Here is a 26,559-nt window from a genome sequence, read left to right as displayed (position 1 = left end):
GCGCGCTCGCCCGTGCCGCCGAGACGCGGGACCAGCCGACTACTTCTCGACGCCGACCGACGGAGCGGCGCTCACCGCGCCGCTCCGTCGACACGGCTCAGGCGCCGCCCGGCGCTTCGCCGACGGTGGTCGTGGGATCGATGATGCCGAAGACCTCGCCCTGCGGGCCCTGGACGATGCCCATACGCCCGAAGGGGCTGTCGTCGGGTCCGGACATCACGGTGGCACCGAGGTCGCCCGCCTGGGACAACGCCTGGTCGGTGTTGTCGACCTGGAACCAGGCCAGCCAATACGACGGGTTGTCGCCCGGCATCTTCGTCGAGTCGTTGACGCCGCCGACGGCGTCGCCGTCGGGCGTCAGGCTGAAGGTGGAGTAGACGAAGTGCTCGCCGTCACCGATCTCGGCGTAGTGCCAGCCGAACACGTCGGCGTAGAACTCCTGCGCCTGCTTGTAGTCGCTGGTGTGCAGTTCGTTCCAGCAGTAGGCGCCGTGCTCGTTGTAGATGCCCGCGCCCGCGTGGGCCTTGGCCTCCCAGACCCCGAACACCGCGCCGGTGGGGTCGGCGCCGACGAACATGCGGCCGACATCGAGCACGTCGAACGGTTTCATCATCAGCGCACCGCCCGCCGCGCCGACCTTCTCCCCGATCGCGTCGGCGCTGTCGGCGGCGAGATAGGTGGTCCACACCGACGGCATCGGCATGCCTTCCGGCTTGGGTCCGATGCCCGCGGCCGCGCGGCCGTTGCGCATCGCCATCAGATATCCACCCGCCTCCGGCGGGCTGTCCTGGATCTCCCAGCCGAAGAGGGCGCCGTAGAATTCGCGGGCGCGCGCCGGATCGTCGACCTGGCAGTCGACCCAGCACGGCGTTCCCTGCGGCCAGCTTCCGTCATGAGTGGGCATTGCGAGTGCCTCCTGACACGGGTTGCCGATGTGCGGCCGAGACGGCCGGCACCCGGCTAGTCAACCACCAGCACTCCGTGGAAGTGAGCCGATTCGGCCGACCGCTCGATCGGGTTCACAAGCGTGTGGGACTCAGGGGAAAGACCCCTTATACAGATCAGTCCCCGGTAGTCTTATCGAAACCGTGAGCGTCGGTCGTCGCTGACGACTCCGGTGTTTCGACTGGCTTGCCGGGGGCCTAGCCGGATCCTGGGTCGGTGTCTTCACTGCCTGCCGACGTCTCGGCTGACAATGCGCTCACCTACCGGTGCTCCGGTGTAATGACTAGTCTCCTCCACATTTTCCGCTAGTCAAGAGGTCGAACCGCCGATTCTCCGAGCCGGCGCGGGGCCGCGCCGCGCACCGCAGACATCCTTCAGCAAATCGATCTTGACGTGTACTCTTGGCATCCGAACCATGCGATTGTGACTGGGGTCACAGCCCCGCCCGACTGCTCCCGTCTGCCCGATGGCCGGGCGGACCGTCCCGTTGGAGTCCCCATGGCGCTCGTCCTCGGTCCCGCCTCGACGAGTGCGGGCGTGCGCGCGCACATCCACTGCAACCGCCCCGCCGGGGACACCGGATCCGTCGCTACGGAGTCATCATGAGCGCACCGAACCGATTCGACGAGTTGCAGCATCGCGTCGCGGACCTCGCGCCGGTCTTCCGCGAGCCGCTGGACTCGCCCTACGAGATCTCCAACGAGTTGTTCGCCGCACTTCGGCACGTTCTGCACGACGTGGGCGGCCAACCGGACATCCCGGTCGAGTACCGGGAGAAGGAGGAAGAGCCCTGGGAGATGAGCACCTACGTCACGTGCGAATGCCTCGGGTGGCGCGGGGTGTGGAACTCCGAGGAACGCAGGCGAGCGGAGAACGATCTCGGCGCGACGCTGTATTTCGGTCTCCCCTACTACGCGCGCTGGGCGACCGTCGCGGCGAAGACTCTGGTCGCCAAGGGATTGATCACCCCCGACGAACTCTCGGCCAAGTTGGACGAAGTGCGCGCCCGTAGGGAGGCGCGGCCATGAGCAGGAAGTATCGGATCGGCGATCGCGTGCGGGTGCGCGACGCCACGTCGATGTTCCACACCCGTACCCAGGCCTACACGCGCGGGCACACCGGCGTCGTCGTCGAGCATCGGCCGGAGTGGATCATCCCCGAGGACGAGGCGTGGGGACGCGAGGACGGTCGCGTCGAGCCGTTCTACGTCGTGCGATTCCGTCAGAAGGATTTGTGGCCCAAATACACCGGCTTCGACGCCGACACCTTGGAGACGGAGGTCTCCGAGCGCTGGCTCGAGCCCGCAGAGGAGGACGCCCAGTGAACCGGACCCACGATCACGACGCGCACGCGCCGATCCGGACGAGCGACGAGATCAGCGAATTCGAAGTGCTCGAGACGGCGATCCGCGAACTGGCGATCGAGAAGGGGCTCTTCTCCCAGGAAGACCACCGCAGGTTCGCCGAGTGGGCCGAATCGGTCGGTCCGCACGGCGGATCGCGATTGGTCGCCAAGGCGTGGACCGATCCCGACTTCAAGGCGCGCCTGCTCGCCGACGGGACCGAGACGTGCAAAGAAGTCGGCATCGACTGGCACGATCCCACCGGCTCCGGGACGCCGAGCGACTACACCTACTTCTACGTACTGGAGAACACCCCGCAGGTGCACAACGTCATCGTGTGCACGCTGTGTTCGTGCTATCCGCGACCGGTTCTCGGGATGTCCCCCGACTGGTATCGCACACCCAATTACCGTCGCCGCCTGGTGCGCTGGCCCCGCGAGGTGCTCGCCGAGTTCGGTTTGCACTTCCCGCCCGACGTCGAGATCCGGGTTCACGACTCGAACCAGAAATCCCGGTTCATGGTGCTGCCGATGCGCCCCGAGGGCACCGAGGGCTGGACCGAGGAGCAGCTGGCCGCCATCGTCACCCGAGACACCATGATCGGAGTGGCTCTGCCCCAGGTCGACTGGACCGCGCAGCAGCCGCCGAACCGAGTCGAGGCCGCGACAGGGCAGGAGGGACGCCGGTGACGAGCGGTCCGTACGAAGTCCTGCTGAACACCCTGGGTCGCGCGGCGCGCCGGGAGAGCACCCTGCCCGAACTCGATCGCAAGCCGGACCCGTGGGAGTCCAGCATGCAAGCCACGTGCGAATGCCTCTCCTGGCGCGGCGCCCTGGACAATCTGGAGCGCCGCCATGCCGAGGACGAGCTCGGCGAGACCATCTACCAGGACTTCCCGGTACGCACCCGATCGGCGGTGGTCACCGCGCACGCGCTGATGGACCTGGGCGTGATCAGCCCGGAGGAACTGCACGCCCGCATGGAAGCGGTCCGGGAGCGATTCCACCGGCAGTAGGCTCACCAGAACCAGCGGGGAGCCGCGGAGACCGCCGAACCGAAACATCGCAAACGAAAGGCCCGGAACCTTGAGGTTCCGGGCCTTTTCGCTAGTAGCGGGGACAGGATTTGAACCTGCGACCTCTGGGTTATGAGCCCAGCGAGCTACCGAGCTGCTCCACCCCGCGTCGGTGAACACAACATTACACACGGGTTCACGCAGTCTGCAAATCACCAGCTCAGCAGCGGTTTCGATGCGATGACGGACCACCGAAACCGTCGGCGGGACCTATGGCAACCCCGAAACGCGCGATGCGATCTCGGCGAGAAGCGCATTCGACACCGCGCGCACAAGATTTGCCACACGTTGGCCACTTCAAACGTGACGCACTTCACTATTTCGACGTGATCTCACTCACATAACGATGCGATAACTTACCACTGCCCCGGCGTGTTGATGCCGTTTCCCACCTGGAAAAACGGGGATATTCCTGTTATTCGCTTCATGCAATCCAGCGTTATCCAGATGTGATCTGCTGAGATTTCTTCGTTACCGTCAATCCAGGGCCCGGATCATCCGAGACGGGCTCGAACTCGAACCGCCGAACACCGGCAACCCTGTCCCGCGGTTCGAGGATCCCCGACGACCTGGGGACAGGGACGCGGCAAGGTTCCACCGCCGTGTCGGCGGGCGCAGGGAGGGAAACGACCATGACTGAGAACCGGAAGATCAGCACCCGCGCCCTCGGCTTCGCCGCCATCACCGGCGCTCTTGTTGCCGTCCCGTTCGCATTCTCCACCGCTTCCGCCTCCGCGGCGTCCCACAACTGGGACGGCGTCGCACAGTGCGAGAGCGGGGGCAACTGGGGGATCAACACCGGAAACGGCTACTACGGCGGCCTGCAGTTCTCGCAGAGCACCTGGGCCGCCAACGGCGGCAGGGGCTCGGCGCACAACGCGAGCAAGGAAGAGCAGATCCGGGTGGCGGAGAACGTGCTCGCCACCCAGGGCGCCGGAGCGTGGCCGGTGTGCGGCCAGTACCTGCGCCCGGGCACCTCCGAGCCCGAGCCCCTCGTCGAGGCCGAGGAACTGCCCTCCGTGCCCGAACCCGCCCAGCCGGCCGTCAGCGCCGCGCAGTCGGCGGCCGAGCAGGCCCGGTCCGCCGCGGACGAGCTCGCCGAGCAGTACGGCGTGAAGGACCAGTTCCAGCAGATCCTCAGCCAGAACAGCGCGCTGATCGACGCTCTCGGTCGCTGACCCTCCCGCGTCACGAACACCGAAGACGCCGCCATCGTGAACGATGGCGGCGTCTTCGGTGTTCGGGGCTGTTCGAACGGCGTCGCTATTCAGCGACCGGCGTCCTGGTACGCCTTGACGGCGGCTTCCAGTTCGTCCAGTGCCCGGCCGAAATCTTGGAAGTTTCCGCTGCGCATGGCATTTCGCACATTCTCGATCTTCCGGTTGAGCTCGGCCGCCGCGGCGTCCTTGGCGGGGGACGATCCGGCCGCAGGCGGCGAGACCGATGCGGGCGGCGGCGTCGCGGCGGTGCCGGTCCCGTTGTTGCCCTGATCGGCGGGCGGCGGAACGGTGCCCGGCTTGGGCCTGGTGCCCGAGTCACCGCCGAACGGCGTCGCCAGCGCGCCCGCACCGGGGAGGACCTGGTTCAGCGCGTCCGCCAATGTCGAGGCGTAGCCCACCTTGACGTTGCCCGCCTCGTCCCGATAGCTCACCAGCACGCGCAGCAGCTGCGGGAAGGTCGCCGTGTTCGGCCCGGTGTTGCGTTCGTTGTAGAACGGCTCCACATAGAGAATGCCGCCGTCCGCGACCGGCAAGGTCAGCAGATTGCCATATTTGATCTTGTTCGAATTCGACAGCAGCGTTTTCTCGCGCGATACGTCCGGCGAGGTCGTCATCCGGTTCTGCGTCTGCTGCGGACCCAATGTCTGTGTATCCGTGGGCAATCGAAGAATCGTGAATTTCCCGTACCCGTCCGGGTCGGAGCGCACCGAGATATACGCCGCGAGGTACGGCCGGTTGTAGCCGGTCATCGCGCTGGTCAAATTGAACGTGGGCTTGTTCGTCTTCGAGTCGCCCAGCAGCACGTAATACGGCGGCTGATTGGCGGTGGTCCCGCCCTCGGTCGTGGGATCGGCGGGCACCGACCAGAAGGCGTTGTTGGTGAAGAACTCCCGGGGATCGTCCACGTGGTACTTCGACAGCATTTCGCGCTGGACCTTGAACAGATCCTCCGGATAGCGGAAGTGCGCCCGCAGTTCCGGCGAGATCTCGCTCTCCGGCTTCACCGCGCCGGGGAACACCCCGCGCCATGCCTGCAGCACCGGATCCGACGAGTCCACCTCGTACAGGGTGACGCTGCCGTCGTACGCGTCGACCGTGGCCTTCACCGAGTTGCGGATGTAGCTGACCGACTTGCGCGGCAGCAGACGCCCGGTCTTCTTGTCGATGCTGTCCTCGACCGCGCCCTCCAGCTCGGTGTTCTGCGCGTACGGGTAGTTGTCCAGCGTGGTGTAGGCGTCCACGAGCCAGACGATCCGTCCGTCCACCACCGTGGGGTAGGCGTTCCCGTCGGTAGTCAGCCAGGGCGCGACCTTCTGCACCCGCTCGCGCGGGCTGCGGTTGAAGATGATCTTCGAGTCGTCACCGATGGCCGAGGAGAACAGGATGTTGCGCTCGGCGTACTTGGCCGCGAAGGCCAACCGGTTGAACCAGTTGCCGATCGGCACGCCGCCCTTGCCGGTGTAGGTGAATTGCGCTGTGTCGGAGTCGTACTCGCGCGGACGCTGGCCGTCCATCGCGCCGACGATCGCGTAGTCCGGGTTCGCCTGTGAGATCAGCTCGCCGAAATACACCCGCGGCTGGTCCACCCTGATCCGCTGCTTGTCCGCGGGCGTGAACAGGTCGCTCACCATGAAGATCGGGTAACCGCCGTCGCCGCTGCCCCCGGCGGCGTTGGGATCGTCCGACGGCGGCTTGTTCACCCGGTTGGCGGGGGCGGCGACGAAGCCGTTGCCGTGGGTGTAGACGGTGTGCCGGTTGATCCAGTCGGTCTGGTTGCCGCTCAGCGCCGCGGGCGAGAGCTCCCTGGCGGCGACGATGTAGTCCTGCACGTCGCCGTCGAGGTTGTAGCGGTCGATGTCCAGCGACTCCGGGAAACCGTAGAAGTTCTTCAGCTGGCGCAGCTGAGTGAACGTGGGCGAGAGGATGTTCGGATCGAGCAACCTGGCGTTGCCGATGGTGGCGGCGTCTACCGGCACCTCGATCGGGTTCTTGTTGCTCTCGCCCTTGTAGTCCTTGTAATCGATCCTGTCATCGGTGATGCCGAACGCCTGCCTGGTCGCGGCGATGTTGCGTTCGATGTACTCGCTCTCCTTGTCCGCGGCGTTGGGACGCACGGAGAACTGCTCGACCACCAACGGCCACACCGCGCCGACCAGGATCGAGGACAGCACCAGCAGCGCGGCGGCCATCGCGGGCACCCGCAGGTCGCGCAGCACGATGCCGGCGAAGAAGGCCAGCGCGCAGATCACCGCGATGGACAGCAGGATGAGCTTCGCGGGCAGAACCGCGTTGATGTCGGTGAACGAACCGCCGGTGAAGGTGGGCTCCTTGCGGCTGCTGGAGAGCAGTTCGTACCGGTCGAACCAGTACGCGATCGCCTTGAGCAGCACGAAGGTTCCGGCCAGCAGCGCGAGCTGGATCCGCGCGGCGCGGGTGAGCGTGCCCTCGCGACCGGTCAGGCGCAGTCCGCCGAAGACGTAGTGGGTGACCAGGCTGGCGAAGAACGCGATGACCACCGCGACGAAAAGCCAGTTCAGCACCATGCGGTAGAAGGGCAGGTCGAAGGCGTAGAAGCCGACGTCGAGGCCGAACTCCGGGTCCTTCTCGCCGAACGAACCGCCGTGGAGGAACAACTGCACCGTCACCCAGTTCGACTGCGCCACCAGGCCCGACAGCAGGCCGAGCAGCACCGGGATGCCGATGCCGAACAGCCGCAGCCTGCTCATCACGGTGGTGCGGTAGCGCGCGATCGGATCGTTCGGGCCGGCCACCGGCACGAACACCGGCCTGGACCGGTAGGCCAGCAGCAGCGCCAGCCAGACCACAAGTCCGACGAAAGCCGCCACGACGAGGAATAGCAGGACCCGGGTTCGCAACACCGTGAGATACACGTTGCGGAAGCCGACCTCGCCGAACCACAGCCAATTCGTGTAGGTGTCCGTCAGCCGCGGCCCGAGCAGCAGCAATGCCGCCAGGACGATGGCTGCCACCAGCAGCACACGGCTGCGTCGGGACAGCGAAGGTAAGCCGGTGGGGGGCCGCATGCCCACGATGCCACTCTCCAAGGTCCGGCGACGCTCGCACCGAGAGGCCCGGCCGATGCGCCGCAGTCCGATGTTGCGGGTGGTCCTTCCGGACCGTCCCGGCCCACTCTACGGAAATCGGACACCATGCAGCTGGCAGGGTTGCCCGTGCCGCGCCGGAGAAACGAACGTCCGGGTTTCGGGCTGCCCCCGTCGGCGGTTTGGTTGGATGGTCGCGTGACCCCAGACCTGCACGCCGAACTCGTCCTTGCCCGATCCGTCCGGGAGGTGGCGGAATTCGTCGACGCCGAGGGGTGGGGGCGTCCCCCACAGATGTTCGCCTTGGTGCCGACCGCGGACCTGGTCGCGGCGCAGCCGGAACTGGAGGAGCAGCTCGACGAGGGCGACGAGCTGACGCCGGTCGCGCAGGAGGCTTTCCCGGACGACATCACCGGCGGCTCGATCGCCTTGGACGAATTCCTGGCCACCACCAGCTGGCCTCCCGCCGTCCGCGGTTGCGTGCTGGTGCAGGAGATCGTGGTGCTCCCGCCGGACGCCGAGTCGACGCTCGACGACGCGCTCGCGCCGCTGCTGGCCGATCACGACGCCGCCGACGCGGCCGCGCGCGCCGCCGCCGAAGCGCACCCGGAGCGCCGAGAGGCCCGGTTGTTCGCCGCGGTGCTGCGCGACGGCGCGTCGCTGTGCCTGCTGCAGCTGCGCCCCGAGGACGACGCCGACGATTTCGGTGACCTCGACCTGCGTACCTATCCGAACCTGGCGCCCAACCTGGTCGAGGCCCTGCACCATACGTTCGAGTGAACGAACCCGGCCAGGCGCTCGGCCGGCTCGCCGGCGAGGCGCGCCGACCTCCGCGGACATCGGACGCCCGCTGGGACCCACCGCCACAAGCGGCGCTGCTGCCCGCCGCGATCTCGGATGCGGGGATCGGAGCAGCCGGACAGCGATAGCCTGCTGCTCCTCGCCGCACGGGAAGCCGCCCACGTGCCCTGCTAAGTGCTCGCGGTGAAAACCCGGACCGAGTCGCGCGGTTTCCGGCCGGCGTCACCTGCCTCGCGTCGCGGCCTCAGCCGCAGCTGACCGGTTCCTTGCCGGTGTTGATCTCGTTGAGCGACTGCACCGCGCCGGTGAGGTTCTCGACGCGCACCAGCCGCAGGCCGTCCGGGGTCCGCTGCTTGGCCTCGTTGCAGTTGGCGGCCGGGACCAGGAAGGTCTCCGCGCCCGCATCGCGCGCGGCCATCATCTTGTACTGGATGCCACCGATCGGACCGACCTTGCCATCCTGGTCGATGGTCCCGGTGCCCGCCACGAACTTGCCGCCGTCCAGCTCGCCAGGGGAGAGCTTGTCGATCAGGGCCAGGCTGAACATCAGTCCCGCGGAGGGCCCCCCGATGTCGGCGAGGTTGAAGGCGACCTGCACCGGCGGGCGGGCGCCCTCTCCCGGCGTCACGCCGAGGTAGCCCTTGGCCGGGTCGTCGGGGCGCGCGCCGAGGACGATCGTCGCGGTCTGCTCGGCGCTGTCGCGCCGGTACACCACGGTCAGCGTGCTGCCGGGCGCCTGGGACGAGACCGCGGTGACGACGTCCTTGGGCGCCGTCACGGGCGTGCCGTTGATGCTGATCAGCTCGTCGCCCGCGCGCAGCACATCGTGGGCGGGCCCGTCGTCGGTCACCTTGCGCAGCAGCACCACCGTGGGCAGCCGCAGGTAATGCAGCGCGGCGACCTCGGCGTTGCCCTCGGAATCCTTGAAGTCCTCCTGGTTGGACTTGTCGATCTCCTCGCGCGAGACGCCCGGCGGGTAGACCTCCGAACGCGGCACCAGGCCGTGCTTGCCGCTGGCCCAGAAGCCGAACGCCTCGAAGATGCTCAGCCCGTCCCGCACCGACACCGTGGTCATGTTGAGATGGCCCGTGGTCGGATCGACTTCGGTGCCGCGCACGTCGACGACGTCCTTGCCGTCCACCTCGCCGAGGGTGTCGAAGGTGGGGCCGGGCCCGAGTGCGACGAACGGCACAGTCAGCACACTGCCGACGACACCGAGCACGAGCACCGGGATCAGAGCGGCCACCAGGGTGAGGATCCGACGATTCACCCGGACCACAGTAATGACAGCAGGCGACGCGAGGCGCCGGAGGCGGTCTTTTTCCCCGGGCGCGCCGCCGCCGGTTTCGCGCCGCGCGAACATCGGGACGCTGTGCTACGCGCGTAACGTGAAGGGCATGAACGACCTCCCCTTCGGATTCTCGAACCGCGACGACGACGATCGTAAGCGCGGTGACGAGCCGGGCGGTCCCGGTCCGAACGACCCGCTCGGTTTCGGTATCGGCGGGTCCGGCGCGGGCGGATTCGATCCGGCGCAACTCGGGCAGATGCTGACCTCGCTCGGCCAGATGCTCAGCGGCATGGGGCAACCCGGCTCGGCGCAGGCCGGGCCGGTGAATTACGACGTCGCCAAGCGGCTGGCCCGCCAGCAGCTCGGCTCGACCATCGCCCCCGTCTCCGCGGGCGCCGCGAGCGCGGTGGCCGACGCCGCGCATCTGGCCGAACTCTGGCTCGACAGCGCGACCACCCTGCCCGCGGGCGCCACCAGGACGGTCGCGTGGACCGCCAACGACTGGATCGAGCAGACCCTGCCCACCTGGCAACGCCTGTGCGACCCGGTGGCCCAGCAGATCTCGGGAATGTGGACTTCGGCGCTGCCCGAGGAGGCCAAGCAGTTCGCCGCGCCGATGGTCGGCATGCTGGGCCAGATGGGCGGCTTGGCCTTCGGCTCACAGCTCGGCCAGGCGCTCGGCCAGCTCGCCAAAGAGGTGTTGACGTCCACCGACATCGGACTCCCGCTGGGACCCACCGGCACCGCGGCGCTGCTGCCCGCGGCGATCTCGGAGTTCAGTGCGGGGCTGGAGCAGCCGGAGAGCGAGATCCTGGTGTTCCTCGCCGCCAGGGAAGCCGCCCACCAGCGACTGTTCGCCCATGTGCCGTGGCTGCGCCAGCAGGTGCTCGGCGCGGTCGAGGACTACGCGCGCGGCATCCGGATGGACTTTTCCGCGCTGGAGCAGGCCGCGCAGGACATCGACCCGATGTCGCTGGCCGATCCCGCGAAGCTCGAGGAGATCCTCGCGCAGGGCACCTTCGAGCCGCAGACCACCCCTGAGCAGAAGCAGGCGCTGGAACGGCTGGAAACACTGCTGGCGCTCATCGAGGGCTGGGTGCAGGTAGTGGTCGCCGAAGCCGTCGGCGACCGGTTGCCCGGCGCGGGCGCGCTGGCCGAGACGCTGCGCAGGCGGCGCGCCACCGGCGGGCCCGCCGAGCAGACCTTCGCGACGCTGGTCGGTCTGGAATTGCGTCCGCGCAAGCTGCGCGAGGCAGCGGCGCTGTGGCGCAGGCTCACCAACGATGCGGGCATGACCGCGCGCGACCAGGTCTGGGCACACCCTGACCTGCTGCCGGACTCCGACGATCTGGACTCCCCCGCCGGCTTCATCGACTCGGTGATCGGCGGCGGCGCGGCCGTGTTCGACGATCCGCTCGCGCAACTGGCCGAAACCGAGGCGCGCGAACAGGCCGCGCGCGAGCACAAGGATGATGACACCGGGCCCGACCTGGGCAAAGAGGGCGGCGAATCCGCCTGAGCCGCCTTGTGGATGAAGCGAAATCCTGTGGATAACTGAGGATTTCGGAGCGAGCCGCGCACCCCCCGATCCGCATACTGATGACATGACAGCGATATGTCGTGGTCCTCGATTGCGCCCGAGGGTGACCGTGCTGGTCCGCCCGACCGGTCTCGTCCAACTCGGGTGCGATCCGGAAACCGCGGTGGTGCTCGGCCCGGAAGGCATGGACGCCGAGACGGTCCTCACTTTCCTCCGCCTGCTCGACGGTTTGCGCACCAAGCCGCAGATCATCTGGCGAGCCGGAGAGTGCGGCATAGACGCCGAACGGGCTGTGGCATTGCTCACGCTGGTGGACGAGGCCGGGCTGCTGGACCATCCGCAGGACCGAGCCGGCCAGGTGCGGGCGGTGCGGGTGCACGGGCTCGGTCCGCTCTCGGACGCGGTATCGGCCGGGCTGGGCGCGCTGGGCGTGCGGCCGAGCCGGTCGCGGGACTATCCGTCCGGTACGGCGACGGTGCGGTCCTGGGGAGCGGACCTCGTCGTACTCGCCGACACGCTGATGCCCGATCCGCGGCTGGTGAGCGAATTGGTACTGCACCGCATTCCCCATCTGCAAATGCGCATCCGGGACAACAAGGGCGTCATAGGGCCTTTGGTGCTGCCCGGCGTGACCAGCTGCCTGCGTTGCGCGGACCTGATCCGCTCGCAGAACGACGCCGATTGGCCGCACCTGGCGGCCCAGCTGCTCGGTCGTGTCGGACACGCCTCCCCCGCAGGCATCGCGGCGACGACGGCGGTCGCCCTCGGCGAGTTGGAGGCGATCATCGCCTGCTCGGCGCGACGCACGCCGGCCACCCTGGACGCGACTCTGGAACTGGATCTCGATTCACATGTCCTCGATCGGCGCCAATGGAACCGCCATCCCGCATGCGCGTGTGCGCGCGTTTCCGCAGGTCTCACGGCCGGAACCCCGACGTGATCAAGATTGCCGTGGCAGATCGGCCGGTGCGTCCGCCATGATGGGTACGTGTCTGAGATCGTGCGCCGTCGCTCGTCCCGCAACGCCAAGTTGGCCAAGATTCCGCTCGGCATCGCCGGACGGGCGGCCGTGGGGTTCGGTAAGAAGCTCGCCGGAGGCGACAAGTCCGAGATCAACGCGCAGCTCAACCAACGTGCCGCCGAGCAGCTGTTCACGGTGCTGGGCGAGCTCAAGGGCGGCGCGATGAAGTTCGGACAGGCGCTCAGCGTGATGGAGGCCGCGGTCCCGGAGGAGTTCGGCGAGCACTATCGGGAGGCGCTCACCAAGCTGCAGGCCGCCGCGCCGCCGATGCCCGCCGCCACCGTTCACCGGGTGCTCGACCAGCAGCTCGGCACCCAGTGGCGCACTCGCTTCCGTGAGTTCGACGACACCCCGGCCGCGTCGGCCAGCATCGGGCAGGTGCACCGGGCGGTGTGGTCGGACGGGCGGACCGTGGCGGTGAAGGTGCAGTACCCCGGCGCCGACGAGGCGCTGCGCGCGGATCTCAAAACCCTGTCCCGCATGTCCGGTCTGGTCGCGTCCGTGATCCCCGGTGCGGACGTCAAGCCGATCCTCGCCGAGATCACCGAACGCACCGAGGAAGAGCTGGACTACCGCAACGAGGCCGCCAACCAGCGCGCCTTCGCCAAGGGCTTCGACGGGCACGCCGAGATCGTGGTGCCCAAGGTCGTGGCCAGCGCGCCGAAGGTGATCGTCACCGAGTGGCTGGACGGCGTCGCCGTCTCGACGATCATCAAGCAGGGCGCCGAGGATCCGGCGGGTACCCGCGCGCTGCGCAATCGAGTGGCGGGGCTGATGGGCCGGTTCCACTTCTCCTCCCCGGAGGTTGTCGGACTCCTGCACGCCGACCCGCACCCCGGCAATTTCATGATGCTGCCCGATGGCAAGCTCGCGGTCATCGATTTCGGCGCGTGCGCACCGATGCCGGACGGCTTCCCCGCGGTGCTGGGCCGCATGCTGGCCCTCGCGGTCGAGGAGCGCTTCGCCGAACTCACCGAACTGCTGTACGACCACGGCTGGGTGATCCCCGGCCGGGTGGTCACCCACCAGGAGATCGCCGACTATCTGCGGCCGTTCACCGACCCGATCCAGACCGACTCGTTCCACTTCACCCGCAGGTGGATGCAGCGGGTGGCGGGCAAGGCGTCGGAGTTCGCCAGTCCGGAAATGAAAACAGCTCGGGCACTGCAACTTCCGGCGGAATACGTGATGATCTTCCGCGTGCTCGGCGGCTCCGTCGGCATCCTTGCGCAACTCGACGCCGAGCTGCCGTTCATGGAACTCGTCCGAACCTGGATGCCCGGCTTCAGCGAGGAGCGCACGGCCTCCTGATCCCCAGAGCCGTTCAGGAGCCGCATACCGAATATCGACGCAGGCCAGCCGCCCACCGGACGACGGTGGGCGGCTGGTCTGCTTTCTCGTTCGTTGGCTCGGTCCGTGTCGGGACCGACGGAATCGAGCACATCGACCGGAGGGAGGGAAATCACTCCCCGGCTCATGCCGGGACCGCGACCTTGCGCGGACGACCGCGGGGACGCTTGCGGGCGATCACGACACCCTGGTCGAAGATCTCGCCGCCCCAAACACCCCACGGCTCACGACGATCCATGGCGGCGCTCAGGCAGCCCTTGCGGATCGGGCAGGTCGCGCACAGCGCCTTGGCCTGCTCCAACTGGACCGGGCTCTCGGCGAACCAGAGGTCCGGGTCTCCAGCACGGCAGGGCAGGACCTTGGTGATCTCCTTGGTCCGGGTAGTCGACGCCACGGTTCGGCATGTCACGTCAGTAGTGGCTTGCGGCCAACCCTGTGCGGTGAACACGTCGTTCTCCTTCAGCTCGTTGCAGCGGTTCGTTTGTTGTGGCGAAACCGGTGCCGGTCGGCTGAAGGGCCGGAGAATACTGGCCACGGTTTCGCTGTCGTGCGATCCGTGGCCAGGAGGTCGGGGAGGAGTTCCCTACCTAGGTCGACATCTGTGTCGAGACCTGAACACGATCGCTGGGTGTGCGGTGCGGAGGCGTGCTGCCCGCGGATCCGCCGGCTCGAAGCCGGCTTCAGCCGCGAAGACACCGACTGCTGCCTCGGCAGCCGCCGGGTGCCAGCCCGCGCTGGGCTTGCCCTGGATCTCGGTACGGATAGACGTGTGCATCGCAACGGAATTCACTTGCTTGCACAACGTGCCGAACGCACCGATTCCGGACACACCGATCCCCTGCAAGGCGAGGATCCCCCGGGAGGCCGCCATGGGCGCATAGACCGCAACGCCACTGGCGCCGAGGTTCATGATGTTGTCCACTGCTCTGCCTCCCTCCTGTACTCGTTGTGTCGCTAACTGTGCGCGCCGAGATGCCCTCCCGGTGCGTAAAAACACCATAGGCAAGATCTTCGAGCGCGACAACCTATTTTCTACCTGCGGTTTTGTGATATGGATCGAAGCCGGGACGCGACGATCGCGAGTACGTCGGCCCCGAACTGGTCGATCTTCTTCGCACCGATGCCCGCGATCGCGGCCAGCGCGGCGTCGTCGGCGGGCAGTTGTTCGGCGATCGCGGTGAGTGTGGTGTCGGTGAACACGACGAATTCGCGGACCCGCAGCGCCTCCGCCTTCTCCGCACGCCAGTCCCGCAGTGCCGCAAGCAATTCCGCGTCCAGTTCGGCCGGGCAGCGACGGCAGCGGCCGAGCATGGTGGCGTAGGTGCCGATCAGCGGTTTCGCGCAGACCCGGCAGGTCGGGCGGACACCGCTCGACGCCGACGGCGGGGCCGCGATACGGGAGGCGGGCGAATCGTCGGGGACGAGGCCGTTGAGGAATCGCGAACGCCGCCTGGAGCGCCTACCGCCCTCGTTCCTGGCCAGCGCCCAGGACAGCCGCAGATGTTCGCGCGCCCTGGTGACGCCGACGTAGAGCAGCCGACGCTCCTCCTCGAGCGCCGCCTCGTCGGCGACCGAGCCGTCGTCGGCGAGGACGTGCGCGATCGGCATGGTGCCGTCGGACAAGCCGACGAGGAACACGGCATCCCACTCCAGGCCCTTGGCGGCATGCAGGGAGGCCAGCGTGACCCCCTGCACCGTGGGTGGGTGCCTGGCCTCGGCGCGGGTCGCGAGTTCGCGCAGCAGGCCGGTCAGGTCGAGCCGGTCGTCGTGGCCGATCAGCTCCTCGGTCAGGCGCACCAAGGCGATCAGCGAGGACCAGCGTTCCCGCGCCTGCGCGCCCGCGGGCTCGGTGGCGGTGAGCCCGAGCGGGGCGAGCACCGCGCGCACCAGCGAGACCAGGGCATTGCCACTGCGCGCCTGGTCGGGCAGATCCTCGCGCGACGCGGCCTGCCGCAGCGCCTGCACGGCCTGCCTGACCTCCGCCCGCGCGAAGAACCCCTCGCCGCCGCGCACCTGGTAGGGAATTCCGCGCTCGGTGAGCGCCTGCTCGTAGCTCTCGGACTGGGCGTTGATCCGGTAGAGCACCGCGATCTCGGCGGCCGGTGTGCCCGCCTCGATCAGCCTGCCGATCGCCGCCGCCACCGCCGCGGCCTCCGCGGGCGCGTCGTCGTATTCGGCGAACACCGGCTCGGGTCCGTCGGCGCGCTGGCCGATCAATTGCAGCCTGGTGCCCGCGATGCGCCCGCGCGCCGCGCCGATCACCCGATTGGCCAGCGACACCACCTGCGGAGTCGAGCGATAGTCGCGTTCCAGGCGGACCACGGTGGCTTCGGGAAAGCGACGGGAGAAGTCCAGTAAGAAGCTCGGCGTGGCGCCGGTGAACGAATAGATCGTCTGGTTCGCGTCCCCGACGACGGTCAGGTCGTCGCGGTCGCCGAGCCACGCGTCGAGCACGCGCTGTTGCAACGGCGTGACGTCCTGGTACTCGTCCACCACGAAGCTGCGGTAGCGGCCGCGGAATTCGTCGGCCACCGCCGGATAGTCCTCCAGCGCCGCCGCCGTGTGCAGCAGCAGGTCGTCGAAGTCCAGCAGCAGCCCGTCCGGCGTCGCCTTGAGCTTCTCGTAACCCGCGTAGACATCGGCGACCCGCAGCGCATCGTAGGGCGTCTCGCGCCGCTGTTTCGCGACCGCCGCCACGTAATCCTCCGGCGCGATGAGCGAGCCCTTCGCCCACTCGATTTCGCTCAACAGGTCGCGGACGCTGTCGGTGGCCGTGGACAGCCCGGCCCGCTGCGCCGCCTGCGCGACGATCGGGAACTTGGCATCGATCAGCCGCCACGGCACGTCACCGACGATCTGCGGCCAGAAGTACTTCAGCTGCCGCAACGCCGCCGCGTGGAACGTCCGCGCCTGCACCTGGCTCGCTTCGCCGCCGAGGCCGAGCGCGCGCAGCCGGGTGCGCAACTCCCCCGCCGCCCGCGCGGTGAACGTGACCGCGAGCACCTGATCGGCCTTGACATGGCCCTGCGCGATCAGATGCGCGATGCGATAGGTGATGGTCCTGGTCTTGCCGGTCCCCGCGCCCGCGAGCACGCACACCGGGCCGCGCGGCGCGCGCACGGCGGCGGCCTGCTCGGGATCGAGGTCTGCGAGGTCGAGAGCGGGCACGCGGTCCATCATGACAGCGCCCACCGACACCCACCGTGCGGGCGTCGACCCGAGCCCGCACCGACGTCGTCAACGGACAACCGCAGCGACGGACAGTGCGGCCCGACCGACCGCTGTCGACGTCATCCGACACATTCTGATGTCGGCGACGCAGCTGACAACCGCGACGACGTCACCAACACATCGAACTCGGCCCTCCGCATCGCTGCCGACGTACTGGGTTTCGAGGCGAGTGCCGCGCCGTGTTCCGCGCCCTTGCGCGGAAGGTCCAGGGGCCGCCGCTTGCCCACACGCGTGGTAACGCCACCGCCCTCGCTCCGGCTCGCAGGCGGGCGCCGAGCAGTGGACAGCCTCCAACCGATCAGCGGTCGCGCAGTAGCTGTAAGGACCGGAGAAAAGCGCCGCCCGATGCGCCGAGCGGGGCGAAGTACTCCTCGTCGCACGCCTCGACCGCGACGATGGCCCGGTTGACCAGTGCCACCCCGGCTTCGGTGGCGACCAGGGCCTTCGCCCGGCGGTCGCTCGGGTGGTCGCGGCGTTCCAGCAGGCCCTTCTGCGCCAGCGTGCGCACCACCTGGGAGGTCATCATCGGGTCGGTGGCGGCGTATTCGGCCAGGTCACGCTGTCGCACCGGGTCCTGACGACCGGCGGCGAGGTAGGTCAGCGAGGCGAGCAGCACGAACTGCACATGGGTCAGATCGAACGGAGCGAGCGCCGCCCGCTGCGCCGCCTGCCAGCGATTGGTCACCTGCCACAGCAGCAGACCGGGGCTTTCCTCGGCCGTGTGGAATCTGGAGCGCAGCCTCCCGTCCTCCGCCTCGTGCATCGGCCTCCCTCACTCCTCGGTCATCGCCCGCGCGATCAGCGCGTAGTCGTGCGGGCTGAGTTCTATCAGGCCGCGGCGCAGGACCATCCCCCAGTTCGGCACGCTGGTGAATTCCAGATCGGCACGCACCTGCTCGATCGGGGTTTCCCGCGCCCCGGCTCGGTAGCTGATCGAACGGCGCCAGGGCCGGAAGCAGCCGCCGTCCTGGGGGTCGGCCTGCCAGGCCGGACGGTCGTCGATGGTGCCGATCGCGGTGAACGAACGCACCGGCGCTCCGGTGCGCATGCCCTCGCGCGGCGAGTAGTAGATCAGCCCGTCGCCCGGCCGCATGCGTTCCACCGCCGTGCGCTTACCGTGGTCGGCCTGCGCTATGCCGATGTCGACACCGCGCCGGACGTGTTCCCGGGACACGACCGCCAGCCAATATCTGGTAGGCGACCCGGTGACCATTCCGCAGTCGACGCCACTCCTTGATGACTGGGCACTCATATCGGCGCTCCTTCCGTGCGTGTGGATCTCGGTGGGCGCTTCGGCCGACGCTCGCTCACCACGACAGATCCGCCGGTGCCGCGGGCGTCCGCCGGGGGGTGCGGCCGCTCACGCCGCGATCCCCTCCGCGACGGCGACCAGCGCGTCCAAGTCGGGCTGCACGGATCTCGCCAGCCCCGCGCCGAGGATCTTCGTCCACAGCAGCCGCAGCGGTCCGTCGATCGAGACCGTCACCGTGATCGTGGTGCGGCCGTCGACGGCGGCGACTTCATGGGCGAAGGTGAGCCGCGCACCGGGCAACTTCGACACATCGACGAACTCGCGGTCGGTCAGGCGCTCGATCACGAACCGGACCTTCGGACCGCCTTTCGGTCGCAACGTCCCGGTCGAGCCCTCGGCGAACGGTCCGTCCAGCCGAGCCCACTCGGTGTCGGTGTTCCATTCCGGCCAGGTCGCCATGTCGGCCCAGCGGGCGAAGAAGGCGGTGGGCGGGGCACTCGAGCGGGCGTGAGCGGTGGCGATGAGCGTCATCCATTTAATATGCGCGCATACTAAATGTGGCGCAAGGCGAGAAGAAGTTCGAGTTGGAACAGCGGGCAGCCGTCCGGCGTTGCAGTGTCCGTGACTGACGCGAACCCCACTCTGACGATGTACTCGACCACCTGGTGCGGCTACTGCCGCAGGCTCAAGAAGCAGCTGGAGGAGGCGGGCATCACCTACGTCGAGATCGACATCGAGCAAGATCCGGCGTCGGCCGAGTTCGTCGGCAGCGTGAACGGGGGCAACCACGTGGTGCCCACCGTGAAGTTCGCCGACGGCTCCACCGCGACGAACCCGTCGCTGGCCGCCGTCAAGCAAGTCCTCGCCGGTCTGTCCTGATCCGCCGCCGCGCGCGGGTCGCATCGGCCCGCGCGCGGGTGCGTCAGTCGATCGCGGCCCAGGATTCGACGATGGTGCGCGCGATCGAGATCGAGCCGGGCAGCAGGAGCTGGGCGCTCTCGTCCCGCTTCGACCAGTCGCCCACCGCCAGAGCTTCCCGCACCTGCGCGCGGGTGAACCAGTTGGCTTCGGCGATCTCGCCATCGGAGAAGACCAGCGGCTGCGCGGGATCGGCGACCGCGGCGAAGCCGAGCATGAGCGAGCGCGGAAACGGCCACGGCTGGCTGCCCAGGTAGCTGATCTCGCGCACGTCGAGACCGACTTCCTCCCGCATCTCGCGCTCCACGCAGCGTTCCAGCGACTCACCCGCCTCGACGAACCCCGCCAGCAGCGAGAACAGCGATTTCGGCCAGCTGCTCTGGCGCGCCAGCAGCACCCGGTCGCCGCCGTCGTGAATCAGGCAGATCACCGCCGGATCGATCCGCGGGAACTCCTCGTAACCGCTCTCTGTGACGCGCGACCATCCGGCCTTCGACGAAATGGTCACCGTGCCGTCCGCGCCGTGGAACCCGGCTTTGTCGTGCCAGTTCAGCAGCGCGATCGCGGTGGACAGCAGCCCGGCGGTGCGGTCGTCGACGGTGCCCCCGGCCAGCGCGCGCAGATCGGTCAGCGTGCCCTCCAGTTCCGGATCGCGCACGGCCCACAGATGGATGCCGTCTTCGACGCCGAGGAACACCGCGGCCGGACTGGGTTCGGCGGACAACTCCAGGGCCGCGTCGAGAACCAGAACGTTCCCCTCGAAACGCACCTGTCCGCGACGGTTGACCCGCAGCAGCTTGGCGGTGGCCCAGCCCTCCTTCAGAGCCTGGGCATCACCTCGGATCTGCTCGGCCCGATCGATGACGGTACGGGAGAGCAAGGGAACACCATTGAGTTGAAATGCCGGCACGGTTCGAGACTATCGCGCCCGAGCTACCACCCGGCCCGCGCCGGGGTCACTTGGCCGCCCGGCGGATGTACAGGAGTTTGTCGCCCGCCTCGACCGCGTCCACTTCCGGCTCACCGACCCGGTACAGCACCCCGTTGCGCACCACACCGAGGACGATATCGCTGAAATGCCGTGGCGAACCGCCGATCTCGGACGACTCCACCTCACGCTCGGCGACGGCGAAACCCTCCTCCGGAGTGAGCAGATCTTCCATCATCTCCACGACCGTCGGGGTGGTCGTCGCGATGCCGAGCAACCGGCCCGCGGTCTCCGAGGACACCACCACCGAGTTCGCGCCGGACTGCCGCACCAAATGGGTGTTCTCCGCCTCCCGGATCGACACCACGATCTTGGCTGCCTTGTTCAGCTCTCGGGCGGTCAGGGTGACCAGCACGGCGGTGTCGTCCCGATTGGTGGCGACGACCACCGACTCGGCGTTCTGCGCACCGGCCAGCCGCAGCACGTCGGATTGGGTGGCCGAGCCGTGCACCGTGACCAGCCCGGCGTTCGCGGCCGCCTCCAAAGCGATCACGTCGGTGTCGACCACGACGATGTCGGCGGGTTGCACCCCGTCACCGAGCATGGCGTCGATCGCGGTCCTCCCCTTGGTGCCGTATCCGACGACCACGGTGTGATTGCGCACGGTGTGCCTCCATCGCTGAATCTTGAAAGCCTGCCGGGAACGTTCGGTCAGCACGCTGAGTGTGGTTCCGACCAGGACGATCAGGAACAGGATGCGCAGCGGCGTGATGATGATGATGTTCGCCAGCCGCGCCTCGGGCGTAACCGGGTGGATGTCGCCGTATCCGGTGGTCGACAGCGACACCGTCGCGTAGTAGAACGCGTCCAGGAACGACAGTTCGTCGGCCGAGTTGTCGTGGTAACCGTCGCGTCCGATGTACACCACCAGCGCGGCCAGGAACAGCAGCGCGGTCGCGAACAGCACCCGCCTGGTCAGCGAAATCCACGGACTGGTCTGCACTTCCGGGATGCGCAACACGCCGACCAAGGCGAAGTCCGGGCGGCTGGCCAATTCCAGTCCGCGCGCTCGCTCACCGAACACCGGGCACACCCGTCATCTCGTCGCCAGCGTCGGTCATCCCCGGTATTCCTCGTCCCTCCGGCACAGCACGGGAGCCTACTGTGTTTGTTTTTCCAGCGCCTGCGGCGCTGGGTGTTCGCGGCCCCTTTGTGGCTCGCGAACGGCGCATGCTCGGTCTCGCTTCGCTCGAAACCGGGAGTGGAGGTGCGCTGGGCGCGCTGGGGACAACGGTTGTGATCCGGGGCTCGGCGATCCAGGGTGGCTTGTCGGCGGTGATGCCGTCGGGTCCACCGGCACTCGTGGTTCACCGCGGGAGCGATGCCCATCGGAGCGCGAGTGGAGTTGCGTTGATTCGGCCGGGCGTAGCGCTGTGGTTCATCGACCCTTCGGCTCGCGTCCGCTTTCGCGGTCTCGCCTGGACTCGCGAAGACTTGCCCGGCGGAGGTGCGGTGTGCTTCTCGTCTCCGCCCGCGCCGAAGCCGCCGCGGCTCTCGGCAAGGTGCGCGGAAGCCGCCCAGCCGGCTGTTGGGGGTCTCGGCGGGGTAGGTGTTCGAATATTCGCGCCGCAGCGCCACCTCACCCACGGCGGCCTGGGGAAACCTCGAGTCCGCAGCGGGGCGGCCCGGGCTCGACGCGAAGCAGCATGGATGTAAAGGTTCCCCATGGCTGAAAACACGCTGACATCCGTGCCCGACGGCGGGCGGCGGCCCGCGCTGGCGCTGGCCGCCCTGCTGTTCGGCGCGGGGGTGTTGCATTTCGTCCGGCCGAAGCCTTTCGATTCGATCGTGCCGCGCTTTCTGCCCGGGCGCGCCCGCGACTACACCTACGCTTCCGGCGTGGCCGAGATCGGCGTCGCGGCCGCGCTCGCGATCCCGCGTACCCGCAGCTTCGGCGGACGGCTCGCCGCGCTGCTGTTCATCGCGGTGCTTCCGGCCAACGTGCAGTTCACCGCGGACATGCTGGCCAGCGAGAAGGCTCCGCGGCTGATCAAGATCGGCTCGGCGCTGCGGCTGCCGTTGCAGGTTCCGCTCATCACTCAGGCGCTGGCGGTGAGCCGGCGGGCGCGGCGTTCCTGATCAACTCGGCCAGTTCCTCCGGACCGGCCAGGTTCACCGGCGCGATGGTGCGACCGGTACGCACGTAGTGGAACGCGGCGCCGATCCGGTCCAGCATCTCATGCTCGGGCCGTCCCTCCCGCGCGGCCATCAGCCGCGCCCACGCCAGGCGATAGACGGCCAGCTGCATGGCGACCGCCGGTTCCTCGGCGGCGCTGGGCTCGGCGCCGGTCTTCCAGTCGACCACGGTCCAGCGGCCGCCCGGTTCGGCGAACACCGCGTCCATCCGGCCGCGGATCACGGTGCCCGCGATCGACGTCTCGAACGGAATCTCCACCTCGATCGGGCTGCGATCGGCCCACCGCGAGTTCAGGAACGCCTCCTGCATCGCGGTCAGCTCCGCGTCCAGGCCCGCGTCGGCCGCGCCGCTGTCGGCCGCACCGGGCAGTTCGTCCAGACCGAGCAGGCGAGTGGAGCCGAACCACCGCTGCACCCAGGCGTGGAAGGCGGTACCGCGGCGGGCCAGCGGATTCGGCGGGTAGGGCAACGGGCGACGCAGGCGGGCGGCGAGTCTCGCCGGGTCGGCGCGCAGCTCGACCAGAGCGGTCGCCGCGATCTGACCGGGTAGCTCGACCTCCTCGGCGGCAACCGCGGCGGCCCGGTGTTCGGCCAGCAGGGCGTCGACGTCGGCGGCCCAGCCTTCGGGATCGCCGGGGTCCGGCGCGGGCTGGGTGTGCTCGGGCCGGAACCGGTCCTCCGGCGGCGGCGGAGCGAAACCGGTCGCGGCGAATGCCGGTTCGCCTGCGGACAGGTACTCCTCCACCGGGTCCGGCGCCGTGCCGAAATAGGGTTCGATGTCCGCGTAGGGGTCGGCGTATTCGGTTGCGACGACTTCGAAGTCATCCGCGAACTCGTCCGGCGGGTACTCGTCGTCGGGCGGGTAGTAGTCCGGTTCGAACGTGAGATCCGGCTCGTCCGGCGGCGGGGGCGCCATCTCGACACGGTCGGGTCCGGCGCTGCGGTCCGAGACGATGCCCGGTGCGTCCGGGTCGCTGTGCCCGGCATGGGCACGACCGGAAGCTACGCCACCGCCCGGCGAGGTCTCGGACGAATCCGGTGCACCTTGTGCAGCATCGACGGGACCGACACGCACGTCGGCACGGTCGGAGCCGGCGCCACCGTTCGAAGTGGTCCCAGACGAATCGGGGTCACCCTGCCCGGCATCGGCGGGGCGGGCACGCAGCTCGGCCAGCGCGGCGCGGACCAGCGCGGCGCCCTGTTCGATGGGGTCGCGGCGGGTGCTGAGCGGGTCTCGTGGCCACTCGGCGGTCGCCGGGTTGTCGGTGAAGGGGTTGACGGCGTCGGCGGCGGGCGGGTCGTCCCAGCGGTCGATCGTCAAGACGTCGTGGGCCGGGCTTCGCGGGTCCTCGTGCGCGCGTTTCAGTTCCAGCAGGAAGTCCGAGGGGCCCTTAGGGGAGCTGCCGGTCTCCGCCCAGTGATGGGCCGAAACCAGCAGGACGCGTTCGGTTCTGGTGAGCGCGACGTAGAACAGGCGGCGTTCCTCATCGATCCGGCGGCGTTCCAGCGCCTCCTTGTGCGCTTTGATCGCGCGGTCGAGATCCGCGCGGTCGTACAGGTCGGTGAGATCGAGTACGGGCACGCCCTCTGCCGCGTCGTCCTGCTGACGGTCACCCCGCAGCGACGTCGGCAGTTCCGCCAGCGCGCCCAGCCACGTACCGGAACCGACTTTGGACGGGAACACGCCCTCCACCACGTGCGGGACCGCGACGATCTCCCATTCCAGGCCCTTGGCCGCATGCACGGTCAGTACCTGCACGCGGTCCTTGGCGACCTCGACCTCGCCCGGCTCCAGACCGTTCTCGACCTCCTCCGCGGCGGCGAGGAACGCGAGCAGTCCGCCGAGCGAGGCGCCGGTGTCCGCGGCGTACCCGGCCACCACCTCGGCGAACGCGTCCAGATGCTCGCGTCCGGCCCCGGTACCCGCCATGGCTCGTCGGGTCTGGGTCTCCACCCCGACACCGATGGTGCGCTCGACGTCGGCGACCAATTCCGCCAGGGGCTGACCGCTGCGTTCGCGTAACGCGGCCAGCTCCCGGCCCAGTGCCTCGATGCGGGCGAACCCGGCGGAGGAGTACTGATCCGGCGGGCCTGGGTCGGCGATCGCGTCGGCCAGCCCGGCCTGTTCGGCGGGTTCGGGCGCCACTTCGCGCAACGCCTCGTCCAGCGCGGCGCCGTCGGCGATCTCGGCCGGGCCCTGCGAACCGGGACGCCGGATGGACAGGTCCCTGGCGCGGCGGTGGAGCGCGGCGATGTCGGCGACGCCGATGCGCCAGCGCGCACCGGTCAGCACGCGCATGGCGGCACTGCCCGAGCCGGGTTCGGCGATCAACCGCAGGGTGGCGACGATGTCGGCGACCTCCGGCGTGGCGAGCAATCCGCCGAGTCCGACGATCTCCACCGGGAGTCCTTGCGCGCGAAGTGCTTCCGCGAGCGGCGCGGCATCGGCATTGCGTCGCACCAGTACCGCCGACGTGGGCGGGGGCAGCTGCGCGGCGCGCCGGGCGGCCCACTCCGCCGCGATCCGCTCGGCCACCCAGTCACGTTCGGCGGCGACGGTGTCGGTCGACGCGAGCGCCACCACCCCCGGCCCGGCATCGGGCTTGGCACGCAACGCGTCGACCGTCACTCCGCCACCATCGATCGCCTTGCGCCGCAACGGTTCCGCGACCAGGTTCGCCAGCGCGAGTGCCTCCGGCGGGTTGCGCCAGCTGGTGAGCAACGCCAGCGTGGGGGCGGGAACGCCCGGCGCAGTGGGGAAGTCGGTGGCGAACCGGGGTAGATTCGCCGCCGAGGCGCCACGCCAGCCGTAGATCGACTGCATCGGGTCGCCCACAGCGGTCACGGCAAGACGTTGTGCGTCGTGCGGTTGCGAGCGCTGATCGCGCCGCTCCGCTGGGACGTGCGGGTCGTGCGCTCCGGCGAACCGCGGTTGCCCTTCTCCCCCTGCGTCGACGCGCCGCATGCCTCGTACTGAATCACCGGGATGGGCGTCGACGGCCTGCGAAGACCCGTTGTCCAGCATCTGGTCCAGATCGCGCTCCCCCGTGCGGGACTGCGGGGCAGGGCTACCCTGTGCGAGCCGGTCGGCGGCCGCATCGCGAGCATCGTCCACCGACGCCCCCGGTTGCCCCGTCGATGGCTCGAGACGCATCTCGTGCGTACCGTCGCGCGCGGAGGCGCTTCCGGTCGACCTACCCGGGCCTCGACCGCTGCCGTGCGGCTGACCCTCGAAAGCGCCTCCACTCATAAGATCCGGCTCTTCACCCAAGCCGTCCGGCTCCCCTGCGGAAGCGCCTCCGCCCGACACATCGGGGCTTCCGCCGAAGCCGTGCGGCTCCCGCGCGCAAGCGCCTCCGCCCAGCGCGTCCAATCCTCCGCCGGAACCGTCCGGCTCGCCCTGGGAAGCGCTTCCACCCGACACATTCGATGTCCGGTCCGACGCGCCCTCCGGCGCACCGCCGAACAGGGCGGCGAGCAGGACGCGCTGGGCGTGGCCCGTGTCCTGGTATTCGTCGAGCAGCACCAACCGGAACCGGGCGCGTTCGGCGGCGGCGACCTCGGGGTGCTCGGCGGCCAAGCGCGCCGCCAGGGACATCTGCGCGCCGAAATCGAGTGCGCCGCGGCGGCGCAACGCCTCGCTCAGCTGTTGCACCAGCGGAAGCAGCGCGACCCGTTCCCGCTGTACCTGCACGATGTTGAGCAGCGTTTGGCTCGGCCCGCCCCGTTGGCGCGGACCGGCGGGCAGCGTGTGCACCAGCTTGGCCAGTTCGGTGTGCGCCTCGGCCAGTTCCTCCGGCTCGACCAGATGCTCGGCGAGCTGTCCGGACAGCGCGAGCACCGCCTCGGTGACCGACACGGGGGTGCGTTCGGTCTCCAGGTCGCCGTCCCAGGTGCGGACCACCTGGTGGGCGAGCTGCCAGAGCTGGGTCTCGGTGAGCAGGGCCGCCGAGGGTTCCACCGGAAGCAGCAGGCCGTGTTCGGTGAGCAACCTGCCCGCGTACGAGTGGTAGGTGCTGATCTCCGGTTCCGCGCCGGTCAGCTGGGCGCGCAGCCGGCCGCTCGGGTCGAGTTCGCGCAGCAGCGGCGCGCCGGCCAGCCGGGCCAACCGGGTCCGGATGCGGGCGGTCAGCTGCTGGGCAGCTTTGCGGGTGAACGTCAGCCCGAGCACTTCGTCGGGCAGGACGAGCCCGTTCGCGACCATCCACACCACGCGGGCGGCCATGGTCTCGGTCTTGCCCGCGCCCGCGCCCGCGACCACCAGGGTCGGGCCCGGCGGCGCGGCGATCACGGCGGCCTGTTCGTCGGTCGGCGGCGGTAGGCCCAGCGCCTGCGCCAGCTGATGCGGCGTCACCCGGCCGGTCACGGCAGCGCCCCGGCGACCGGC

23 protein-coding genes and 1 tRNA gene are annotated in these 26,559 nt (G+C 69.1%); 11 read left to right on the top strand and 13 right to left on the bottom strand.

Translation table 11 applies throughout. The features are described from left to right. Window positions 1-97: 97 nt before the first annotated feature. Window positions 98-904, bottom strand: coding sequence for a VOC family protein (locus ACZ6DL_RS00415; RefSeq protein WP_466047974.1), 807 nt, complete (start codon window positions 902-904; stop codon window positions 98-100). 643 nt (window positions 905-1,547) lie between these two features. Between ACZ6DL_RS00415 and ACZ6DL_RS00410 the strand changes: the two genes are divergently transcribed. Genes ACZ6DL_RS00410 through ACZ6DL_RS00395 form a run of 4 tightly spaced genes read left to right on the top strand, consistent with a single transcriptional unit; the run spans window position 1,548 to window position 3,302 of the window. Continuing rightward, on the top strand, window positions 1,548-1,973 hold the full coding sequence (locus tag ACZ6DL_RS00410) for an SH3-like domain-containing protein (protein WP_040868945.1): 426 nt from the start codon (window positions 1,548-1,550) through the stop codon (window positions 1,971-1,973). Continuing rightward, complete coding sequence (locus ACZ6DL_RS00405) at window positions 1,970-2,269, top strand: SH3-like domain-containing protein (RefSeq protein WP_062975296.1); 300 nt, start codon at window positions 1,970-1,972, stop codon at window positions 2,267-2,269. The genes ACZ6DL_RS00410 and ACZ6DL_RS00405 overlap by 4 nt, the downstream gene beginning before the upstream one ends. Beyond that, window positions 2,266-2,976 carry a thiocyanate hydrolase subunit gamma gene (gene scnC, locus ACZ6DL_RS00400; protein WP_466047972.1) on the top strand — a complete coding sequence of 237 codons (711 nt, stop codon included), beginning with the start codon at window positions 2,266-2,268 and terminating at the stop codon, window positions 2,974-2,976. Before ACZ6DL_RS00405 ends, scnC begins: the two co-directional genes overlap by 4 nt. After that, window positions 2,973-3,302, top strand: a complete 330-nt coding sequence (locus tag ACZ6DL_RS00395; protein WP_466047970.1) for a ScnB — start codon at window positions 2,973-2,975, stop codon at window positions 3,300-3,302. The genes scnC and ACZ6DL_RS00395 overlap by 4 nt, the downstream gene beginning before the upstream one ends. 95 nt (window positions 3,303-3,397) lie before the next feature. On the opposite strand, the gene ACZ6DL_RS00390 is transcribed toward ACZ6DL_RS00395, so the two are convergent. Next, window positions 3,398-3,471 (bottom strand) — tRNA-Met (locus ACZ6DL_RS00390). Between the two features lie 523 nt (window positions 3,472-3,994). Between ACZ6DL_RS00390 and ACZ6DL_RS00385 the strand changes: the two genes are divergently transcribed. Continuing rightward, on the top strand, window positions 3,995-4,540 hold the full coding sequence (locus tag ACZ6DL_RS00385; protein WP_466047968.1) for a transglycosylase family protein: 546 nt from the start codon (window positions 3,995-3,997) through the stop codon (window positions 4,538-4,540). An 89-nt stretch (window positions 4,541-4,629) separates the two neighbouring features. On the opposite strand, the gene ACZ6DL_RS00380 is transcribed toward ACZ6DL_RS00385, so the two are convergent. Next, a complete protein-coding gene (locus ACZ6DL_RS00380; RefSeq protein WP_466047966.1) occupies window positions 4,630-7,632 on the bottom strand; it encodes a UPF0182 family protein in 3,003 nt (1,000 codons plus the stop codon). A 210-nt stretch (window positions 7,633-7,842) separates the two neighbouring features. Here ACZ6DL_RS00380 and ACZ6DL_RS00375 point away from each other — a divergent pair, with 210 nt between their 5' ends. Then, complete coding sequence (locus ACZ6DL_RS00375) at window positions 7,843-8,424, top strand: PPA1309 family protein (protein ID WP_393227837.1); 582 nt, start codon at window positions 7,843-7,845, stop codon at window positions 8,422-8,424. Window positions 8,425-8,689: 265 nt separating this feature from the next. Here ACZ6DL_RS00375 and ACZ6DL_RS00370 read toward each other — a convergent pair whose 3' ends face one another. After that, window positions 8,690-9,715: a YlbL family protein gene (locus tag ACZ6DL_RS00370; protein ID WP_393227835.1), complete on the bottom strand. Its 1,026-nt coding sequence runs from the start codon at window positions 9,713-9,715 to the stop codon at window positions 8,690-8,692. Between the two features lie 127 nt (window positions 9,716-9,842). Between ACZ6DL_RS00370 and ACZ6DL_RS00365 the strand changes: the two genes are divergently transcribed. The 3 genes from ACZ6DL_RS00365 (at window position 9,843) to ACZ6DL_RS00355 (ending at window position 13,608) form a co-directional block, all read left to right on the top strand. Next, window positions 9,843-11,255 (top strand): zinc-dependent metalloprotease, encoded by a 1,413-nt coding sequence (locus ACZ6DL_RS00365; RefSeq protein ID WP_466047963.1) that lies wholly within the window; start codon window positions 9,843-9,845, stop codon window positions 11,253-11,255. An 85-nt stretch (window positions 11,256-11,340) separates the two neighbouring features. Beyond that, a complete protein-coding gene (locus ACZ6DL_RS00360) occupies window positions 11,341-12,216 on the top strand; it encodes a hypothetical protein (protein WP_466047961.1) in 876 nt (291 codons plus the stop codon). Between the two features lie 48 nt (window positions 12,217-12,264). Further along, window positions 12,265-13,608: an ABC1 kinase family protein gene (locus ACZ6DL_RS00355; protein ID WP_466047959.1), complete on the top strand. Its 1,344-nt coding sequence runs from the start codon at window positions 12,265-12,267 to the stop codon at window positions 13,606-13,608. Between the two features lie 163 nt (window positions 13,609-13,771). Here ACZ6DL_RS00355 and ACZ6DL_RS00350 read toward each other — a convergent pair whose 3' ends face one another. From ACZ6DL_RS00350 to ACZ6DL_RS00325, 6 genes are all read right to left on the bottom strand, one after another. Then, window positions 13,772-14,095 carry a WhiB family transcriptional regulator gene (locus ACZ6DL_RS00350; protein WP_157114250.1) on the bottom strand — a complete coding sequence of 108 codons (324 nt, stop codon included), beginning with the start codon at window positions 14,093-14,095 and terminating at the stop codon, window positions 13,772-13,774. Window positions 14,096-14,230: 135 nt separating this feature from the next. Then, the gene (locus ACZ6DL_RS00345) at window positions 14,231-14,569 is read right to left on the bottom strand and encodes a hypothetical protein (protein WP_466047956.1); all 339 of its coding nucleotides are present in this window, start codon (window positions 14,567-14,569) and stop codon (window positions 14,231-14,233) included. 110 nt (window positions 14,570-14,679) lie between these two features. Then, window positions 14,680-16,827 carry an ATP-dependent DNA helicase UvrD2 gene (locus ACZ6DL_RS00340; protein WP_466049493.1) on the bottom strand — a complete coding sequence of 716 codons (2,148 nt, stop codon included), beginning with the start codon at window positions 16,825-16,827 and terminating at the stop codon, window positions 14,680-14,682. Window positions 16,828-17,176: 349 nt separating this feature from the next. Next, window positions 17,177-17,641 (bottom strand): MarR family winged helix-turn-helix transcriptional regulator, encoded by a 465-nt coding sequence (locus ACZ6DL_RS00335; protein WP_466047954.1) that lies wholly within the window; start codon window positions 17,639-17,641, stop codon window positions 17,177-17,179. A 9-nt stretch (window positions 17,642-17,650) separates the two neighbouring features. Beyond that, window positions 17,651-18,130 (bottom strand): EVE domain-containing protein, encoded by a 480-nt coding sequence (locus ACZ6DL_RS00330; RefSeq protein ID WP_466047952.1) that lies wholly within the window; start codon window positions 18,128-18,130, stop codon window positions 17,651-17,653. Window positions 18,131-18,238: 108 nt separating this feature from the next. Further along, window positions 18,239-18,661 (bottom strand): SRPBCC family protein, encoded by a 423-nt coding sequence (locus ACZ6DL_RS00325; RefSeq protein WP_466047950.1) that lies wholly within the window; start codon window positions 18,659-18,661, stop codon window positions 18,239-18,241. 117 nt (window positions 18,662-18,778) lie between these two features. Between ACZ6DL_RS00325 and ACZ6DL_RS00320 the strand changes: the two genes are divergently transcribed. After that, entirely contained in the window at window positions 18,779-19,009 is a 231-nt protein-coding gene (locus tag ACZ6DL_RS00320; RefSeq protein ID WP_085994930.1) for a mycoredoxin, read from the top strand. 43 nt (window positions 19,010-19,052) lie between these two features. Here ACZ6DL_RS00320 and nudC read toward each other — a convergent pair whose 3' ends face one another. Both nudC and ACZ6DL_RS00310 read right to left on the bottom strand, forming a co-directional pair. Further along, the gene (gene nudC, locus ACZ6DL_RS00315) at window positions 19,053-19,958 is read right to left on the bottom strand and encodes an NAD(+) diphosphatase (protein WP_466047948.1); all 906 of its coding nucleotides are present in this window, start codon (window positions 19,956-19,958) and stop codon (window positions 19,053-19,055) included. Between the two features lie 46 nt (window positions 19,959-20,004). Beyond that, complete coding sequence (locus ACZ6DL_RS00310; RefSeq protein WP_466047946.1) at window positions 20,005-21,060, bottom strand: potassium channel family protein; 1,056 nt, start codon at window positions 21,058-21,060, stop codon at window positions 20,005-20,007. Window positions 21,061-21,701: 641 nt separating this feature from the next. Here ACZ6DL_RS00310 and ACZ6DL_RS00305 point away from each other — a divergent pair. Beyond that, window positions 21,702-22,115, top strand: a complete 414-nt coding sequence (locus tag ACZ6DL_RS00305; RefSeq protein ID WP_466047944.1) for a DoxX family protein — start codon at window positions 21,702-21,704, stop codon at window positions 22,113-22,115. Here ACZ6DL_RS00305 and ACZ6DL_RS00300 read toward each other — a convergent pair. Then, window positions 22,072-26,538 carry an ATP-dependent helicase gene (locus ACZ6DL_RS00300; RefSeq protein WP_466047942.1) on the bottom strand — a complete coding sequence of 1,489 codons (4,467 nt, stop codon included), beginning with the start codon at window positions 26,536-26,538 and terminating at the stop codon, window positions 22,072-22,074. The two genes, ACZ6DL_RS00305 and ACZ6DL_RS00300, sit on opposite strands and share 44 nt — an antisense overlap. Window positions 26,539-26,559: the final 21 nt, after the last annotated feature.

This window comes from Nocardia sp. NPDC041819 (assembly GCF_055590505.1).
Note: the sequence above shows the minus strand (reverse complement) of the source record. Positions and strands in the feature narration are given on the sequence as shown.

Coding starts and splice junctions, on each gene's coding strand:
- ACZ6DL_RS00415 (WP_466047974.1), bottom strand. CDS start 904: ATGCCCACTCATGACGGAAGCTGGCCGCAGGGAACGCCGTGCTGGGTC.
- ACZ6DL_RS00410 (WP_040868945.1), top strand. CDS start 1,548: ATGAGCGCACCGAACCGATTCGACGAGTTGCAGCATCGCGTCGCGGAC.
- ACZ6DL_RS00405 (WP_062975296.1), top strand. CDS start 1,970: ATGAGCAGGAAGTATCGGATCGGCGATCGCGTGCGGGTGCGCGACGCC.
- ACZ6DL_RS00385 (WP_466047968.1), top strand. CDS start 3,995: ATGACTGAGAACCGGAAGATCAGCACCCGCGCCCTCGGCTTCGCCGCC.
- ACZ6DL_RS00365 (WP_466047963.1), top strand. CDS start 9,843: ATGAACGACCTCCCCTTCGGATTCTCGAACCGCGACGACGACGATCGT.
- ACZ6DL_RS00360 (WP_466047961.1), top strand. CDS start 11,341: ATGACAGCGATATGTCGTGGTCCTCGATTGCGCCCGAGGGTGACCGTG.
- ACZ6DL_RS00340 (WP_466049493.1), bottom strand. CDS start 16,827: ATGATGGACCGCGTGCCCGCTCTCGACCTCGCAGACCTCGATCCCGAG.
- ACZ6DL_RS00335 (WP_466047954.1), bottom strand. CDS start 17,641: ATGCACGAGGCGGAGGACGGGAGGCTGCGCTCCAGATTCCACACGGCC.
- ACZ6DL_RS00330 (WP_466047952.1), bottom strand. CDS start 18,130: ATGAGTGCCCAGTCATCAAGGAGTGGCGTCGACTGCGGAATGGTCACC.
- ACZ6DL_RS00325 (WP_466047950.1), bottom strand. CDS start 18,661: ATGACGCTCATCGCCACCGCTCACGCCCGCTCGAGTGCCCCGCCCACC.
- ACZ6DL_RS00320 (WP_085994930.1), top strand. CDS start 18,779: ATGTACTCGACCACCTGGTGCGGCTACTGCCGCAGGCTCAAGAAGCAG.
- ACZ6DL_RS00305 (WP_466047944.1), top strand. CDS start 21,702: ATGGCTGAAAACACGCTGACATCCGTGCCCGACGGCGGGCGGCGGCCC.